9 protein-coding genes and 1 pseudogene are annotated in these 18,899 nt (G+C 56.7%); all 10 read left to right on the forward strand.

Annotated features, from left to right (window positions below):
- Positions 1 to 168 precede the first annotated feature (168 nt).
- The 10 genes and pseudogenes from KO088_RS07015 (at position 169) to infB (ending at position 18,791) form a co-directional block, all read left to right on the forward strand.
- Positions 169 to 3,159, forward strand: a complete 2,991-nt coding sequence (locus tag KO088_RS07015; protein ID WP_421957759.1) for a SusC/RagA family TonB-linked outer membrane protein — start codon at positions 169 to 171, stop codon at positions 3,157 to 3,159.
- Positions 3,160 to 3,204: 45 nt separating this feature from the next.
- Positions 3,205 to 4,929 carry a RagB/SusD family nutrient uptake outer membrane protein gene (locus tag KO088_RS07020; protein WP_215494143.1) on the forward strand — a complete coding sequence of 575 codons (1,725 nt, stop codon included), beginning with the start codon at positions 3,205 to 3,207 and terminating at the stop codon, positions 4,927 to 4,929.
- A gap of 46 nt (positions 4,930 to 4,975) precedes the next feature.
- Positions 4,976 to 6,535: a SusF/SusE family carbohydrate-binding protein gene (locus KO088_RS07025; RefSeq protein WP_215494144.1), complete on the forward strand. Its 1,560-nt coding sequence runs from the start codon at positions 4,976 to 4,978 to the stop codon at positions 6,533 to 6,535.
- A 28-nt stretch (positions 6,536 to 6,563) separates the two neighbouring features.
- On the forward strand, positions 6,564 to 8,015 hold the full coding sequence (locus KO088_RS07030; RefSeq protein WP_215494145.1) for an alpha-galactosidase: 1,452 nt from the start codon (positions 6,564 to 6,566) through the stop codon (positions 8,013 to 8,015).
- Between the two features lie 148 nt (positions 8,016 to 8,163).
- The gene (locus KO088_RS07035; RefSeq protein WP_215494146.1) at positions 8,164 to 10,290 is read left to right on the forward strand and encodes a glycoside hydrolase family 97 protein; all 2,127 of its coding nucleotides are present in this window, start codon (positions 8,164 to 8,166) and stop codon (positions 10,288 to 10,290) included.
- A gap of 200 nt (positions 10,291 to 10,490) precedes the next feature.
- A pseudogene (locus KO088_RS07040) lies at positions 10,491 to 12,227 on the forward strand (endo-dextranase).
- 662 nt (positions 12,228 to 12,889) lie between these two features.
- Positions 12,890 to 13,675, forward strand: coding sequence for a hypothetical protein (locus KO088_RS07045; RefSeq protein ID WP_215494147.1), 786 nt, complete (start codon positions 12,890 to 12,892; stop codon positions 13,673 to 13,675).
- 197 nt (positions 13,676 to 13,872) lie between these two features.
- A complete protein-coding gene (rimP, locus tag KO088_RS07050; RefSeq protein WP_009433673.1) occupies positions 13,873 to 14,343 on the forward strand; it encodes a ribosome assembly cofactor RimP in 471 nt (156 codons plus the stop codon).
- Positions 14,344 to 14,389: 46 nt separating this feature from the next.
- Positions 14,390 to 15,721 carry a transcription termination factor NusA gene (gene nusA / locus KO088_RS07055; RefSeq protein WP_215494148.1) on the forward strand — a complete coding sequence of 444 codons (1,332 nt, stop codon included), beginning with the start codon at positions 14,390 to 14,392 and terminating at the stop codon, positions 15,719 to 15,721.
- Between the two features lie 127 nt (positions 15,722 to 15,848).
- On the forward strand, positions 15,849 to 18,791 hold the full coding sequence (gene infB / locus KO088_RS07060) for a translation initiation factor IF-2 (RefSeq protein WP_215494149.1): 2,943 nt from the start codon (positions 15,849 to 15,851) through the stop codon (positions 18,789 to 18,791).
- Positions 18,792 to 18,899 lie beyond the last annotated feature (108 nt).

An 18,899-nucleotide genomic window follows, 5' to 3' on the forward strand; every position in this document is an offset into this window, starting at 1 on the left:
TATCAGAGTGGAAGTTTCTACACCAACTATATACTTAGTACCTCTCCCTCTTCGCGTATGCATTTCGTCTATCTTCGTTGGTAGCGATCCAGGTGAGCTACGGCTCAGCCACTCATCCGAGTCGCCAGATACCTAACTGTTGGGATAAAAATTCTAACCTACATATCAATGATGGAAACTGTACAAAGCGTGGATACCTCGCTGCGGCGACTACTCCTCTCATCGACCTTGGTACTCACCTCGGTCAGCCTCTTTGCCCAGACCGTGAGCGTCAAGGGTACCGTGACTGATCCAGCAGGTGAGCCCATCATCGGGGCGACCGTCCTCGAGAAGGGTACGACCAATGGTACCATGACCGATGCCAAGGGGCACTTCGTCCTCAAGGCTAAGAATCCTAAGGCTACGATCCGTGTGAGCTACGTCGGCTACAAGCCCCTTGAGATAGCCCTTGATGGACGTCGTGAGATCAAGGTCGTCCTCACCGAAGAGGCGGCTACACTCAATGAGGTCGTCGTCGTAGGCTATGGCACGATGGGTAAGAAGGAGCTGACCTCCGCTGTCACCCACGTCTCCTCCAAGAACTTCTCTCAGATGGCTACCGTCGACCCCTCGATGATGATCCAGGGGAAGGTCGCTGGTGTGAGCATCACGAATACCGGAGCAGGTGACCCCAATAATCAGGCAAGCATCCAGGTGCGTGGGGTCTCCTCCCGTGCTGCAGGCCTTGGCCCACTCATCGTCATCGACGGGGTGCCTGGTGGCAACCTGACGAACCTCAACCCCAACGATATCGAGAGCTTCGACATCCTCAAAGACGGAGCTGCCAGTGCTATCTATGGTACGCGTGGATCCAATGGGGTCATCCTCGTGACGACGAAGAAGGGCGCCCGTGACGGCAACCTCCACACGACCTACACGGGTACGGTCTCCTTCGACGTCATCAAGCGTGAGCTTGATATGCTCAGTGCTGATGAGTATCGTGCGAACCGCTTGGCCTCGGGCGTCGGCTACGACCTCGGAGGTAGTGTCGACTGGCTTGATGCGGTGAGCCGCATCGGGGCACGTACCCAGCACTCGCTCAGCCTCAGCGGTGGTAGTGCTCGCTCGAACTATCGTGTGTCGGCTGACTACCGCAGCGCTAATGGTATCGATCTCTATTCGGGGCGTGAGGAATATGGTGCGCGTGTCGCACTGAACCATACGACGAAGGGTGGACTCATCACCTTCTCGCTGAATGTCGCTCCCCGTATCGCCTACCGCAAGAATGCCTCTTGGGACGTCTTCCGCAATGCCGTCGAGGCTAACCCCACGACGCCTATCATGGACCCCAAGGATCCTTCGCTCTACTATAACTTCAAGGGGCAGGCTGCTGGCTATAACCCTCTTGAGCTCCTCAAGAAGGACAAGAGCACGGGTACGACGAAGCTCCTCGACTGGGACGGTACCGTCAAGCTCAACCTCCTGCCTCTTCTCCTGAATAAGGAGGATCGTCAGACGCTGACCACGCAGCTGACCTTCGCTGACCACCAGTATGACAACTACAATCAGTGGTTCCGCCCCTCGACGAGCACGCTGGCGATCAATGCCGGTCGTGAAGGTGAGGCCTCGCAGGACTACTCGAAGAGTGCTATACGTACCCTCGAGTGGGTCACGAACTACGCCAACTCCTTCGGCAATCACAACTTCAAGGTGATGGCAGGGTACTCCTATCAGTATGAGCAGTACTCAGGGCTGAACGCTGCGAATAAGGACTTCCCCAACGATGCGCTCGAGGACAACAACCTCGGTAGCGGTACTTACGCTAAGGATGAAGGGGAGCTCGGTATGGGGTCCTATAAGAATGACTCCAAGCTCATCTCCTTCTTCGGTCGTGTGAGCTACGACTGGAAGGGCCGCTATATGCTGACGGCTTCACTCCGTCACGAAGGCTCATCGAAGTTCGGTGAGCACCACAAGTGGGGGAACTTCCCCGCTATCTCTGCCGGCTGGCGTATCTCTGACGAAGCCTTTATGGCTGGGACGAAGAGCTGGCTCACGGACCTCAAGCTTCGTGGTGACTTCGGTATCACGGGGAACCAGTCCTTCGACAGCTACCGCTCGCTCAACACGATGTCGGGCTTCGGCTACTACCTATATAATGGTAAGTACTATCAGGTATGGGGCCCTGGCAAGAACGTCAACCCTGACCTGCGCTGGGAGAAGGGGCAGAACTGGAACGTCGGTCTCGACTGGACGCTCTTCGGTGGTGACCTCTACGGCTCCTTCAACTACTACAGCCGTAAGCAGCAGGACCTCCTCGGTGACTACAATGTCTCGGTGCCTCCCTATCTCTTCACCTCGACCTTTGTCAATGTAGGTACGATGCGCAATAGCGGCTTCGAATTCGACCTCACGTGGAATGCCGTCAAGACAAAGAACTTCACCTACACGATCAATGTCATCGGGGCTACGATGAGCAATAAGTTCGTGGACTTCAGTAACGATAAGTTTGTCGGGCAGGACTACTACGACGTCGTCGGTACGGAGGATCCCTATCCCTTCCACAACCTGCAGCGTATCGAGAAGGGCAAGCGTATCGGGAACTTCTACATGCTGAAGTATGCTGGGGTAGATCCTCAGGGTCGCTGGGTCGTCTACGACAAGGACGGCGACAAGGTCCTTGCTGATAATGCTACCGACGATGACCGCCAGTATGTGGGTAATGGCTTGCCTCAGTTTACCGGCTCGATGACCCACACGCTGCGCTACAAGAATATCGATGCCTCGCTCTTCTTCCAGACGGCACTCGGCTTCGACCTCTTCAATATCCACGACTTCTACTACGGGACGCGGAACTTCCAGGGCAATGTGATGGACAAGGCTTATAGCAAGAATAAGATCGTCTCGCAGAACCCCATCGTCTCTGACTACTTCCTGGAGCCAGGGGACTACCTCAAGCTCTCCTCAGTCAGCCTCGGCTATACGCTGAATCTGAAGAAGAAGTACATCGATGCTGTACGCATCTATGCTACGGCGAGCAACCTCTTTACCATCACCAAGTTCTCTGGTATCGATCCCTCGAACTATCAGGTCAATGGGCTGAACCCAGGGGCTACGGGCTCCCGCTCGTACTACCCCTCGACCCGTCAGTTCATGATCGGTACGCAGGTGAACTTCTAATCTACTGATGGACATCACTGTCTGTGACATCATACAGAGTAAGCAATGAGAAGGACAATGAAATATATGGCAGGTGCGCTCGTCGCTGCCAGCCTCGTGGGATGTACTAACCTGGACGAGAATCTCTACGATCAGGTCGCCTCACAGAACTACTATAACACGAAGTCGGACGTCATCCGTGCCGTCTTCCGCCCCTTCGAGCACGCCTTCTGGAGCGTGCAGAGCCGTCACGTGCTCAATGAAGAGTCCGCTGACCAGCTCATCACCCCCACCCGCGAAGACTGGTGGGATGATGGTGGCCGCTGGGCACGTATGCACCGCCATGAGTGGCTCACGACCAATGGCGAAGCCCAGACGGAGTACAATGGTTGCTTCCAGGGGATCATGCAGGCTAACCTCGTGATCGAGGACCTCGAGCAGCGCTCAGCTGCGAAGTTCGGGTTCTCCGATGCGGAGTTCAAGAACCTCAAGGCGCAGAATAGAGTGCTGCGTGCGTGGTTCTACCTCCGTCTGTTGGACGCCTTCCGCAACGTCCCTCTGGCGGTGAGCTACTACGACACGAGCAAGAACTCCACGGGTCAGGTAGAGCCTCGCAAGGTCTATGACTTCATCGAGTCTGAGCTGAAGGCAGTCCTGCCCGAGCTGACTCGCAAGACGTCTCTCGGTGGCAATCAGGCCGCACAAGGTCAGTGGACGCAGGCCAGTGCCGCAGCCCTCTTGGTGCGCCTCTACCTCAATGCAAAGGTCTACATCGGTGAGGACCACTACACCGAGTGTGCGCAGTACGCTCAGGATATCCTCGACGGCAAGTACGGCTCATACAAGGTAGCTGATCGCTGGGACGCTGCCTTCGACTGGGACAACCAGACCTCCGACGAAGTCATCTTCGCCTTCCCAGGCTCGGCAGGTCGTACACACTGGCACTACAATGGTGATATGTTCTGGTGGTCTGTCCCCTCTAAGGCCAGTGACTGGCTCAAGGATACGAAGAATAAGGTCGGTACGCACAACATCAAGTACTCGGCTTCTCCCAGCTACAACCCCAAGGGTGAGAAGTACACCTATGAGCTGGGTATGCCTATCGAGCGCTTCAAGCAATATCCCTCCGATGTCCGCCTGAAGATGTACACGAACCTCGGTAACAACCGCCGCAAAGGGCTCTTCATCTTCGGCAAGATCTCCTATACGGATGATAAGGGGCAGACGGCTTACCTCAAGGATCACAACGGTCGCTACACGCTTGACCTGCGTGATGCCGTAGGGAAGTTCGGCGGTACCGACGGGAATAAGTGGCTCGCTACCTCTGAGAGCCGTCTGGAGGACGGCGATGATAACTCTGGCTGGATGTTCGCCAAGTATCCCCTCTACTCAGACGATGAGTCAGGGCAGCTCGAGGCAGACTATTGTGAGATTCGCCTGCCTGAGATCATCTATAGCCTCGCTGAATGCAAGCTCCGCAGTGGCGATGCGACCACTGCTGCCCAGCTATTGAATAGCGTCCGTAAGCGTAACTATCCCTCCTCCGACTGGTCGACGGCTCTCTACGCTCCCGAGGGTACGGCACAGCTCGATCTCAAGGAGATGCTCGCCGAATGGGGCCGTGAGTTCTTCGCTGAAGGTCGTCGTCGTATCGACCTCATCCGCTTCGGGAAGTTCCTCGATGCTTGGTGGGATAAGAAGGCCGATGCCGATAGCCACACGCTCATCTTCCCGCTTCACCGAGATATCCTTGGGGCTAACCGTAACCTCAAGCAGAACCCCGGCTACTAACTCCACTACATACTAAGGTGTAATCTCTAAAGCACACAGATTAGACATGAACAGAATATTCAAGTATGGGATATGGGCGCTCGCTGTGCTCGCCGTCCCAGCGGTCCTCCAGTCATGCCATGATGACAAGGACATCGTAGTCATCGACGAGGAGCTACCTCTCAAGGTCGACCATCTCTATATGGTAGGTGACGCTACGCCTGCGGGCTGGAGCATTGACAATCCTGCCGAGCTGGTACGCGATGCCAGCAATAAGTTCGTCTTCACCTACCATGGCCGTCTCGCTGCAGGGGAGCTGAAGTTCCCTCTTGCTAAGGGTGACTGGGGGGCGACCTTCATCTATGCTCCGAAGGCAAACACCGAGATCAATAGCAAGGGTGTCGCCGAGAGCGGCATCAGCGTCCGCCGAGGAGGTGACGACACGAAGTGGAAGGTCACCGAGTCGGGTACCTATCTGCTGACGATCAACCTGCGAGAGCGCACGATCCAGGCTGTCTATGAGGGTGCAGAGCCCGTGACACCTATCACGACCTCTACGCTTGGCTTCATCGGTGATGCTACTCCCGCGGGCTGGTCAACGACGGAGGCTACGGCCTTCACGAAGACCTCCGACAGCCCCCTGCAGTTCACCTATGAGGGCGCACTGAAGACGGGCGAATTCAAGCTCGTCTCTGACGCTACCGTCCTCAAGGACTACGCTGGTCCCTACATCCAGGCTCCCGAAGCAGGCGTGACGCTCAGCCACGAAGGGGTGTCCAAGCAGGGTATGGTCGCTGGTGGCGCAGACAATAAGTGGACGGTCACCGAGGCTGGGACGTATAAGCTCGTCTTTGACGTCACGAACCGCACGATCAAGGTAGAGTCCTTCACCGCTGCCCCCAAGAGTGATCCTTGGAAGACCGAGACGCTCTACGCTCTTGGCGATGCTGCTAGTGGCTGGAATATCGGCGAGGCGCTTGCCTTCAAGAAGGTCGGTGAGCATAAGTTCGTCTATGCTGGCGAGCTCAAGGCTGGTGCACTGAAGCTCATGGCTACGAATACCGGTAGCTTCGATGACGTGGCTAAGGACTGGTTCTATGCTTCGGCTGCCGATGTCGAGATCTCGGACGTTACGACCAGCGCACTGGACGTCGTCGCTGGTACCAATAAGAGTGCTGACAATAAGTGGAAGGTCACGAAGGCTGGCAACTATGTCCTCACCATCGATATGAAGACGCACAAGCTCACCGCCGAATACGTCGGTGGTGTCAGCACGAGTATCGCTACCGCTGAGGCACGCCTCGTCGGTGATGCTACGCCTAAGGGCTGGAATATCAAGGGTACGGCGATGACGAAGAGTAGCTCCTCGCCCCTCGAGTTCTCTTGGCAGGGTGCTCTCGGTACCGGGGAGTTCAAGGTGGCTCTCACCTCGACCAACGATGACTTCTCTGGTGACTGGCTTCAGGCCCCTCAGGCTGATACGGAGGTGAATGCCTCGGGCATCAGCGGTGGCGACGTCGTCAAGGGCGGCGCTGACCACAAGTGGAAGGTGACGCAGGCAGGTACCTACAAGATCACCATCAACTTCTCCACGAAGAAGATCAACGTCGCGTATATCGGTGCATAGCCGACGACTCTAACAAGACAATAGGAATATGAAGAAATATCTCATCGCCGCACTGGCGCTGGCAGCTCTCATAACCAGCTGCAATAGCAACACGTGGGACGTGACGAGTGACCTCAGCGTCGACAAGGTCGACCCTACACAGGGCCTGACGCCACTGGCTCAAGACCCCGGCATGGACTATGCTCCGCTCTACTGGAGCGTCTATGGCGCACTGCGTCAGCAGGAGAAGGACGGCTCCTTCCCCAATATCTTCACCGAGAAGGACTGGGACGAAGCTATTGACTTCGTCGCTACCAAGCTCAAGCCCTACGGCTACGATATGCTCGTCACCGATGGCTTCGCTGCAATGGGTGGGGACGACGGATATATGACGCGCTACAGCCGCTCTCAGAAGGATGAGAGCTCTCCCGAGATCGAGCTCTCGACGATCATCGCCAAGCTCAAGGCTAAGGGCCTCAAGCTCGGGGTCTACGACAATCCCTTCTGGCTGCACTATAGCAATCCCAATGCGATCATCCCAGGTACTGACGGCATCACCGTCGGTAGCCTGCGCTACAATCCCGAGAAGGATAAGGATGTCCTCCACCCCACGAAGAATGATCAGTTCGGTTGGGTGCTCACCGATCACCCTGGAGCTGAGCAGCACTTCGAGGCCTTCTTCAAGCACTACGCTGATATGGGCGTACACTTCATCCGTATGGACTTCCTCTCTTGGTATGAAGACGGTATGAACTACAGCGACCAGATCGACCGTGGCTATGGTCGTGAGCGCTATGTGCGTGGGATGCAGTGGATCAATAAGTACGCCCGTAAGTACGGCGTCTATGTCTCCCTCGTCATGCCTCACCTCAAGAACAATGCGATCATCGAGAAGTACGCCGGCAATATGATCCGTATCAATGCCGATGCTCTCGAAGGCTCTTGGTACCGCTTCTCGGAGAACAACCGTGGCTCGCTACGTGGTGGCTGGCCTAACTCAGAGAATGCCTTTGACGGCTTCATCAACTGGTCGAAGATCTCGGGTCGTGGCAAGGTTCGCCTCGATGGAGACTTCATCCGCCTCGGCTCCTTCGCCAGCGATGACGAGAAGCGCTCGGCTATCTCCCTGCCTCTGATGGCAGGTGGGCCTATTGCTGTCACGGACTACCCCAATGCTCATGACCTCACCTTCTTCCAGAATGAAGAGCTGCTCGCCCTGCAGAAGGACGGCTTCGTCGGTCAGCCCTACAAGCGTGACCTCTGGGGGATCGATGGCGAGATCTGGTACGGACAGCTGAAGGACGGCTCTTGGGTCGTCGGTCTCTTCAACCGCGATCAGTCTGCCGCCACGCGCTCCGTCACGCTCTCACAGATCGGCATCCACGGCTCGTGGAAGGCTCGCAACCTCTGGACACATGAGGATGAAGGTACGGTCTCAGGGACGATCTCCGCAGAGATCCCTGCACATGGCTGTAAGATCCTCAAGCTCTCGAAGCTGTAAGATCCTCCGCTCCGAGCATCTATTTAATGTTGAGTAGAGCCTGTTGCCTGATGCGGGCAGGCTCGTAGTATGCCCCAGCCCAAGTGCGGGCTGGGGCATGCCTATCTCCACGAGTTTATATCCATACAATTCATATAGCTAAGCAGATATGAGAAGATTCTTTATGCTTATGTGCCTCGTATGTCTGGGGCTCGCTGGTCGAGTCCATGCCTCCGAGGTGACATCCCCCAACGGTGAGATGAAGCTGACCTTCACCCTCCGTGACTCCAAGCCCTACTATTCGGTCTCCTTCCGAGGTAAGCCCGTCATCAAGCCCAGTCGCCTCGGCTACGAGCTCCACAATGCGGAGAGCCTCCTCGAGGGCTTCACGCAGACGGGGGAGAAGACCTCGACCTTTGACGAGACCTGGACGCCTGTCTGGGGCGAGAATAAGACCATCCGCAATCACTACAAGGAGCTGCTGGTGGGTCTCATCCAGGAGAAGACGGGGCGTGTGATGAACCTCCGCTTCCGTGTATATGACGAGGGCGTCGGCCTGCGCTATGAGTTCCCACAGGAGGGGAGTAAGCTGAATTACTTCGTCGTCAAGGAGGAGTGCACTGAGTTCGCCCTCACGGGTGACCACATCGCCTGGTGGATCCCTGGTGATTACGACACGCAGGAGTACGAGTATTCGCGCTCACGCCTTAGTGAGATCCGCCCGCTCTTCAAGAAGAAGGTGACGGACAATGCTTCGCAGACCTCCTTCTCCGAGACGGGGGTGCAGACCTCTCTGCAGCTCAAGACGGACGATGGCCTCTACATCAATCTCCACGAGGCTGCGCTGGTGAACTATCCTGCGATGCACCTCAATCTCGATGATAAGAACATGGTCTTCCGCTCTTGGCTGACTCCCGATGCACAGGGCATCAAGGGCTACCTTCAGACGCCCTGCCAGAGCCCTTGGCGTACGATCATGATCACCGACGACGCACGCAAGGTCCTCTCCTCGCACCTCATCCTCAATCTCAACGAGCCCTGTAAGATCAAGGATACCTCTTGGATCCACCCCACGAAGTACGTCGGCGTATGGTGGGAGATGATCTCGGGTAAGGGTGACTGGGCCTATACCTCTCAGTTCCCCTCCGTCAAGCTCGGCATCACCGACTACGCGAAGGCTAAGCCCTCGGGCCGTCACTCTGCGAATAATGAGAACGTCCGCCGCTACATCGACTTCGCCGCTCAGCATGGCTTTGGTGGTGTCCTTGTCGAGGGCTGGAATATCGGATGGGAAGACTGGTTCGGCAACTCTAAGGAATATGTCTTCGACTTCCAGACGCCTTACCCCGACTTCGATATCAAGGCGCTCAATGAGTATGCCCACTCTAAGGGCGTGAAGCTCATCATGCACCACGAGACCTCCTCTTCCATCATGAACTACGAGAAGCACATGGACCAGGCCTATCAGCTGATGAAGGACTATGGCTATGATGCGGTGAAGAGCGGCTATGTCGGCAACCTCATCCCTCGTGGTGAGCACCACTACAGCCAGATCGCTATCAATCACTACCAGCATGCCATTGAGCGCGCTGCAGACTACAAGATCATGGTCAATGCCCACGAGGCTGTCCGTCCTACGGGGCTCTGCCGTACCTATCCTAACCTCATCGGCAACGAGAGCGCACGTGGTACGGAGTATCAAGCCTTCGGCGGGATCACCCCTGGGCATACGGCTATCCTTCCCTTCACGCGTCTGCAAGGCGGCCCCATGGACTACACGCCTGGTATCTTCGAGATGCAGTGCTCCAATGGCTCACGTGCCAACTCCACCATCGGGGGGCAGCTCGCTCTCTATGTGACGATGTACAGCCCGCTGCAGATGGCTGCTGACTTCCCCGAGAACTATGAGAAGCACCTCGATGCCTTCCAGTTCATCAAGGATGTCGCCCTCGACTGGGATAAGTCTATCTACCTCGAGGCTGAGCCTATGGAGTACATCACCGCAGCTCGTAAGGCAAAGGGCTCCAGCAGCTGGTTCGTCGGTAGCGTCACGGGTCTGAAGCCTCACAACTCTACCCTGCGTCTGGACTTCCTCGACAAGGGGAAGACGTATGTGGCTACGGTCTATGCCGATGCTCCCGATGCCGACTACAAGACCAACCCACAGGCCTATACCATCACTAAGGGGCTGGTCACGGCTAAGTCCGTCCTCAAGCTCCACTCGGTAGCTGGTGGTGGCTATGCTATCAGCATCGTAGAGGCTAAGGATACGAAGGGTCTCAAGCCCCTGAAGTAATCCACCTATCCTATATAGATAAGGAGGCTGAGCTACGGCACTATGCCTGTGCTCAGCCTCCTCTCTTTGTGCCCTTGCTCGCCCTCATGATACCCCCCACACTCTATATATGTATGCGTATGCCGAAGATGATCTCGAGCCTCTCCCTCTCTGCAGCTCTCCTCTTCTCAGCTGAAGCCCAAGAGCCCACACTACCCCGTATGGAGCTCGCTACCGATAAGGCCTGTTATCTACCAGGCGAGATGGTGCACCTCACCGCCTCGGGTACACCTCCCTCCGCCCTCTTCATCCGCTACCGCCACGGAGCGCAGATCCTCGCTGAGGTCCCCTATGCCGAGGTGGTGAAGGCTGGCCGCTGGTCATGGTGCCCTCCACGGCGGGACTTTCAGGGCTACCTCGTAGAGGTCTATACCCGCTCTGCCGAATGTGAGCTGGTCGTCGCTACCATCGCCGTTGATGTATCCAGTGACTGGCGACGCTTCCCCCGCTACGGCTTCGTGGCGGACTTTGATGACGGGGGAGACCCTGCTGCCAAGCGCACCCGCATCGCCGAGGAGATGGCCTTCCTCAATCGCTGCCATATCAATGGCGTGCAGTTCCAAGACTGGCAGTGGAAGCATCATTATCCCGCTCCTCTCGATGCTAAGGGGCAGCTGATGCCCGCCTACCGCGACGTCAGCAACCGCTGGGTCAAGGCCGAGCACGTCCGTCACTACATCGAGCTACAGCACCGCTACGGGATGAAGTCGATCTTCTACAACCTCTGCTTCGGGTCGTGGAAGGGAGCTACGGAAGATGGTGTGTAGGAGGCTTGGGCGCTCTATGCTCGGCCCAAGGATGGTGAGAGGTATCAGGACTTCCACGGCCTGCCCTCGAGCTGGCAGAGTAATATCTACCTCCTGGATCCAGGGAACGCAGATTGGCAGCGCTATCTCTGCGACCGCAATGACGAGGTCTATCGGCTCTTTGACTTCGATGGCTACCAGATCGACCAGCTCGGCAGTCGTGGTCCACGCTATGATGCGACGGGGCGCGAGGTCCATCTCCCACGCGCCTATGCCTCCTTCATCAAGGCGGTCAAGAAGCGTCGTCCCGAGAAGCGTCTCATCATGAATGCCGTCTCGGGCTATGGTGCTGCCGAGATCATCGGCACAGGGAAGCTGGACTTCTGCTACAATGAGGTCTGGGGCAATGGCAACGGCTATGGAGGTACTTCCGAAGCAGCCTTTGCCAACCTCTATGAGATCATCAAGCGCAATGATAGCCTGAGCCGTCACCGCCTCCCTACGGTCTTCGCTGCGTATCTGAACTATGATAAGGCCGATCACGGTGGGCGAGGGGATAAGCTGATGAATACCCCAGGTGTACTACTGACCGATGCGGTGATGTTTGCCCTCGGAGGCTCACACCTCGAGCTGGGAGACCACATGCTCTCACGCGAGTATTTCCCGGCCGCACCCCTGGCGATGAGCCCCGAGCTACGGGAGGCTATCGTCCACTACTATGACTTCCTCACGGCTTATCAGAACTGGCTCCGTGGGACGACCTCCCGCCATGCCTTCACGCCTCGGATCTCGACGACGAGTGCCGATGTCCAGCTCACGACTTGGCCTCCGAAGGCAGATGCTATCACCGCCTTCGCTAAGCAGGTCGGCCCGAGACAGCAGGTCGTGCATCTGCTGAACTTCCTGGGGACGAATGACCTCTCCTGGCGGGATGTCGATGGCACTCGCCCTGAGCCTCGCTTGGTGCGTCAGCTACCGCTCCAGTTGGAGAGTGCGGAGCGTGTCGTCCGTGTCTGGGCAGCCTCGCCTGACCTGCGTGGCGGAGCCCCCGAGCTCCTGCCATTCACCCAGCGTAGCGGGGTGGTATCGGTTACGCTCCCTGCGCTCCACTACTGGACGATGCTCGTCCTGGAGCTGGCACCCGCTCGTTAGCTCCCCCTCATTCATAAGTTGATAGGTGTTGTTGGCCCCGTCTCGTAGACCCTCGGTCTATGGGGCGGGGCTTCGCCTTATCGCGCGTATTCCTCTTGTCCAGCGGAGGGAAAAGCGTCCTTCTCGTGAAGGAAAAAGCACCTTCACGTAGTGGTTTTCTTCTATCTATGCACGTAGTCTTAAAGACCAGGCACGTCAATCTAAATATTCACGTACGTAGATATTAGATCCACGTACGTAGTCCAAACTTTTCTGCCACTCGTCCACAACTTTTATCCCTACGCGGAGCAACAACCTAATAGAGGTCACTTCACAAAGCTATATAGCTTTCTTCGCCATTCTATATAGGTCGTCATCGCGACCTATATAGCTTCGTCGTCGGACCAATATAGCTCAGCCCGCCGACCTATATTGGTTGATAGCTCTCCCTTATATTCCTCCCCATTTCTCGGCAAGGGAAGAGGTGGCATTGGGGGGCTCTATAAATGCGTTCGTAAAGGAATTAAAGAACAGCGTATCTGTGCCTTCTGAATGGAGAGTACACTTGTGATAAGGGCTCTTGGCGTGCCCTCGGGTGGCGGAGTGTTAGTTGTTGGGGAAATAATATTTTTTGGGTGAACGGATCGCGTGATCCTAATTGCAGTCATTAATACCCCAAGCGTATGAAAAAGACGATACTGCGTGTGGCGATGAGTAGCCTCTTTCTTGGCTTCGTCACTCTGAGTGCAGCTTTCCTCTCCTCGTGTGATAAGGAGAAGGAGAGATCAGAGCCGATATCTGGCTCTTTCCCCTCGAAGCACCCCATCTCAGGCTTCTTCCGAGTGATTAAGGCTGAGGCAACCCTTACCCCTGTGGAGAAAACCCCACAGAAAGATCGATCAGATTACCTCTGCTGGGAGATTGTCCCTGGATCAGAGGTCCGCTATTCGATCATACGTGATGAGGAGAAGGTCTCGCAAATATATAAGGAGCGTAAGATGCGTGAGGATATCACCTTCTACAGCGTGATTGGGCCGTTCAATACATTGGGTGTCCATGGGCTGCAGGCCATGACGCTGAGCTTTACTCGTGACGCAGATCATGTGGTGACGGATCTCTCCTCGCAGGCACTACTCAGCTACGAGCACCTGTATAAGACGTACTATGAGCGTGAGCCACTCGCACCAGGTGCTGAGACTTGGTATTATAGGTTTTTAGCTCATGAAGTTGGGCCTAAGACTGTTCGAGAAGAAGCGAGCTTGGCAAGTCTTACTCCAAAGGACCTTTGGTGGACCTTCTGGGGGTACTACACAAGGCTGCCTATGGGAGAATTTGTCCTCACCCCTCGTGAAGCCTCTGCCTATCTCTATCTGAAGAAGGATGCTGTCGACTTGACGGCGGGTAAGCTCGTCCTCACATTTGTCCGTGACGAAGGAAATCCTGTGAAGGTGGAGCTTCCCACAAAGTAGCCTCTTTGTCCGTCATAGATGCTCCCGACCAGTGCCTTCTGGAGGTGCTGGGCGGGAGCGTCTGTATGAAGAAGTGTCGGGTGGGGGAGCTTATGTCGGTGATTTTTATTACCTTTGTGGCAAAGAGATGATCGAGAGAGGAGGCGACAGAGCTTCCTCTCTTTGCATTCATCCCCTATTATCCTACGAGACGCGTTATGATCGATAAGAGCTATATCGAGGGAATTGCCTCCCAGTACTGTGCCACCGAGCACCCCGATTATTATATTGTAGAAGTCGCTGTCCACCCTGGCAATCGTATTATCGTCGAGCTGGGTGCCCGTGGGGGCATCAGCATCGATGCATGCGTAGCCCTCTCGAAGCATATCGAGGGGCAGCTGGACCGTGAGGCAGAGGACTTCGAGCTCGAGGTGGGCTCCGCAGGCCTCACCGCACCCTTCAAGGTCCTCCGTCAGTACACCGACGCTATCGGTGAGGAGGTCGAGGTGCTCCGTAAGGGGGGCATCAAGGAGAAGGGCGTCCTCTCTGACGCTACTGCCGAAGCGATCACCCTCACCGTCGTACGCAAGGTGCGCCCCGAGGGTCAGAAGCGCAAGATCGAGGTCGAGGAAGCCCTCCCCATCCCGATGGATGAGGTGCTACAGACCAAGCGCGTCTTGAAGTTCTAAATCCTCATCCTATCCCAGTAGAAGAATAAACCTATATAATAGCCCCATGGCAAAGAAGAAAGAGACTACCAGCTTGATCGAAGCGCTCCTCGAGTATCAGGAGCTCAAGAGTATCGACCGCAATACGCTGATCGCGGTCATGGAGGATTCCCTCCGCAATGTCCTGTCGAAGATGTTTGGCTCGGACGATACCTTTGACGTCATCATCAACGTCGAGAAGAAGGGTGACTTCGAGATCTGGCGTACGCGTCACGTCGTCGCCGATGAGGACTTCGTCGATGAGGTGCGTGAGGTGCCCCTGAGCGAAGCCCAGCGCTTCGACTCAGAGGTCTCCGTCGGCGAGGATTTCGTCGATGCTGTCGACTTCAACTCCTTCGGTCGCCGCGCAGTCATCAACCTGCGTCAGGCCCTGGCAAGCAAGATCCTCGAGCTGCAGAAGGAGCACTTCTACCACAGCTTCGTAGGCCGTGTGGGCGAGCTGATCTCCGCCGAAGTCTATCAGGTATGGAAGCGCGAAGCCCTGCTCATCGACGATGAGGGCAACGAGCTCCTCATGCCCAAGACCGAGCAGATCCCTGGCGACTTCTTCCGCAAGGGTGAGACCGTACGCGCTGTCATCGAGCGTGTAGAGAACGAGAACAGCAATCCTAAGGTCATCCTTTCGCGCGTCAGCCCTGAGTTTCTCAAGCGCCTTCTAGAGCTCAACGTGCCTGAGATCGCCGATGGCCTTATCACGATCCGTGCCGCAGCCCGTATCCCTGGTGAGCGTGCTAAGATCGCCGTAGAGTCGTATGACGACCGCATCGACCCCGTAGGGGCTTGCGTCGGGGTCAACGGTTCGCGTATCCGCAGCATCGTCCGCGAGCTGAAGGGTGAGAACATTGACGTGACGACCTACACCACGAACCCCATGCTCTTCATCCAGCGCGCTCTCAGCCCTGGGAAGGCCGTGGCTATCGCCCTCTGCGACGAGGACGAAGAAATCAAGCAGGCCGAGGTCTACATGCGCCCCGATCAGGTGCCCTTGGCTATCGGTAAGAACGCTGCCAACCTCAAGCTGGCTTCGCTCCTGACCGGCTACCGTATCGAGATCTTCCGCGACGAAGAGGGTGCTACGGGTGAGGAGGATATCTACCTCGACGAGTTCTCTGACGAGATCGACGAGCAGATGATCCAGGCCCTCAAGGAGGAAGGCTACACTACGGCTAAGTCCGTACTGCGTGAGGATCGTGCTACGCTCCTTGCGAAGACTGAGCTGGACGAAGACGTCCTCGACCGTATCCTCGAGGTCCTCAGCGCCGAGTTCTCCGAAGAAGAGCCCTACGAAGCTGACGAGCCCGCCGCTGAGCTCGCCACCGAAGAGGGAGAAGAAGACTAATCCGTCCCGCCCGCCCGCTGCCCAGCTGTCGCTCCCTGTAGTGTAGATACCCATTAGCGAGAAGCCCGAGCAAGCCAGCAGCGAGCCCGTGAAGAGGCGGACATAAACCATTCAAAAGAGAAGATACATGCCAAAGGACATCAAGCTCTTTACCTTGGCCAAGGAACTCAACGTAGGGATTGGCTCATTCAAGGATTCGTTAGAGAAGAAGAACGTCTTAGACGTCAATACTATCACCCCCAACACTCGCGTACCCCGCGAGGTGGCCGAGCAGCTCATCGCTGAGCACGGCAAGGGCATGGGCAAGGCTGAGATCGCCACGCTCCTCGACACCCTCAGTGGTGCCGCTGCTAAGCCTGCGCCTGCCAAGCCTGCTGCTAAGCCCGAGGCCCCCGCTGCTGAGCCCGCTCCCGCGAAGGTGAAGCACATCGAGACGGTCGTCCCCGAGGATCGCCGCCCCAGCCTCAATATCAAGGGCTCCATCTCCACGGAGAAGAAGGCTGAACCCAAGCCTGCTCCCAAGGCGAAGGCCGAGCCTAAGCCCGCTCCCGCTCCTGCTCCTAAGGCCGAGGCTCCTGCACCCGAAGTGAAGCCCGAGCCCAAGGTAGAGGTCAAGCCTGAACCCAAGCCCAAGCCCGAGCCTGCTCCTGCACCTGCTCCTAAGGTCGAAGCTCCCGCCCCTAAGGTTGAGCCTAAGCCCGAACCGAAGCCAGCTCCTGCTCCCGAGCCTGCCCCTGCAGCGCCCGAGGTTAAGCCCGAGCCCAAGGCTGCTCCCGCAGCTGAGGAGCCCACGGTACGTGAGCCCGAGATCTTCCGTCCTTCCACGCCAAGTGCAGGGATCAGCTTCAACGTAGTAGGTAAGATCGACCTCTCTTCGATCAACGATAATACGCGCCCTGCCAAGAAGTCCGCTGCCGACAAGGGTCGTAAGCGCACCCGTATCGGTAAGGGCCCCGTCGATGTCAAGGCCGAAGCCGCTAAGGTGACGGACAACGGCACGAAGAAGCCCGGACAGCGTAATGGCAATGGTGGTAATGGTCGCTCCGCAGACCCCAACAACCGCGGTGGTCGTGGCAATGCCCAGCAGGGTGCTGCCGAGCAGAAGACCGGTCGTAAGGCTAAGCGTCAGAGCCAGCAGCCTCAGAAGGCTGTCGTCACTGACGAAGATGTACAGCGTCAGGTCAAGGAGACGCTTGCTCGTCTGACGGGTAAGAACCAGCAGGGTGCTAAGTCCGCTAAGTACCGTAAGGACAAGCGTGACGCCGCTCGCTCTGCAGCTCTCGACGCTCAGGAGCGTAGCGAAGCCGAAAGCCGTACGCTGAAGCTCACTGAGTTCGTGACGGTGAGTGACCTCGCGAGCCTCATGGACGTCCCCGTGACGCAGGTCATCGCTACCTGTATGAGCATCGGGCTGATGGTGTCTATCAACATGCGCCTCGACGCTGAGACCATCGAGATGGTCGCAGAGGAATTCGGCTACAAGACCGATTTCGTCAGCGCTGAGGTTGTCGAAGCCATCACGCAGGAAGAAGAGGTCGATGACGAAGCTGACCTCATCAGCCGTCCTCCTATCGTCACCGTCATGGGTCACGTCGACCACGGTAAGACGTCGCTCCTCGACCGCCTGCGCAATACCAATGTCATCGCTGGCGAAGCAGGGGGGATCACCCAGCATATCGGTGCCTACAGCATCCGCTTCAAGGGTGGTAAGCGTATTACCTTCCTTGATACGCCAGGTCACGAAGCCTTCACCGCTATGCGTGCTCGTGGTGCGAAGGTCACGGACATCGCTATCATCATCGTCGCTGCTGACGACGACGTGATGCCTCAGACGAAGGAAGCTATCAACCATGCCGCCGCCGCTGGTGTGCCCATGGTCTTCGCGATCAATAAGATCGATAAGCCCGGCGCTAACCCCGACCGTATCCGTGAGCAGCTCGCTGCCATGAACTACCTCGTCGAGGAATGGGGTGGTAAGTACCAGTGTCAGGAGATCTCCGCTAAGCAGGGCATCAACATCGATGAGCTGCTGGAGAAGGTCCTCCTCGAAGCTGAGCTTCTCGAGCTCAAGGCTAACCCCAAGCGCCGTGCAGTCGGCTCCGTCATCGAGTCTTCACTCGATAAGGGTCGTGGCTATGTGGCTACTGTCCTCGTGCAGAATGGTACGCTCTCGCAGGGTGACGTCGTCCTCTCAGGTACGCACTACGGCCGTGTGAAGGCTATGTTCAACGAGCGTAATCAGAAGGTCGAGCACGCTGGTCCTAGCGAACCCGTTCTGATCCTTGGCTTGGACGGTGCACCTACTGCAGGTGAGACCTTCAATGTCATGGAGACCGAGCAGGAAGCGCGTAGCATCGCCAGCAAGCGTGAGCAGCTCAAGCGTGAGCAGGATAACCGTACGAAGAAGGGGCTTACCCTCGACGAACTCGCTCGTCGCCGTGCTCTGGGCAACTTCCAGGAGCTCAATGTCATCATCAAGGGTGACGTGGACGGCTCTATCGAAGCGCTCTCCGACTCGCTCATCCGCCTCTCTACGGAGGAAATTCAGGTCAACGTCATCCACAAGGGCGTCGGTCAGATCTCCGAGAGCGACGTCGTGCTCGCCTCTGCTTCTTCGGCTATCATCCTGGGCTTCCAGGTGCGTCCCAGTCAGGCCGCTCGTCGTCTGGCAGACCGTGAGGGCGTAGAGATCCGTACTTACTCGATCATCTACGACACCATCGAAGACATCAAGTCTGCTATGGAAGGGATGCTTTCGCCCGAAATCAAGGAGAATGTCGTGGCCAACCTCGAGGTCCAGCAGACCTTCAAGATCACCAAGGTCGGTACCATCGCCGGCTGTATGGTCGTCGAAGGGAAGATCAAGCGCAACAACAAGATCCGCCTCATCCGCGATGGTATCGTCAAGTACCAGGGCGAGCTTGGCTCTCTCAAGCGCTACAAGGACGATGCTAAGGAAGTCGTCATGGGTCAGGACTGCGGTCTGAATATCGATGGCTACAACGACATCATGGTCGGTGACATCATCGAGGCCTACGAAGAAATCGAGATCAAGAAGACCCTCGACTAAGTCGCGGTCAACTTCACTCACGATATACCAATAGACATTACGCCCCAGGCTGCTTCGGTAGCCTGGGGCGTAATGCGTTTCTGCACTATCTGTGCGGTGGCTTTTGCG

The organism is Porphyromonas bobii (genome assembly GCF_943169685.1).
GTDB classification, from domain to species: Bacteria; Bacteroidota; Bacteroidia; order Bacteroidales; family Porphyromonadaceae; genus Porphyromonas; species Porphyromonas pasteri.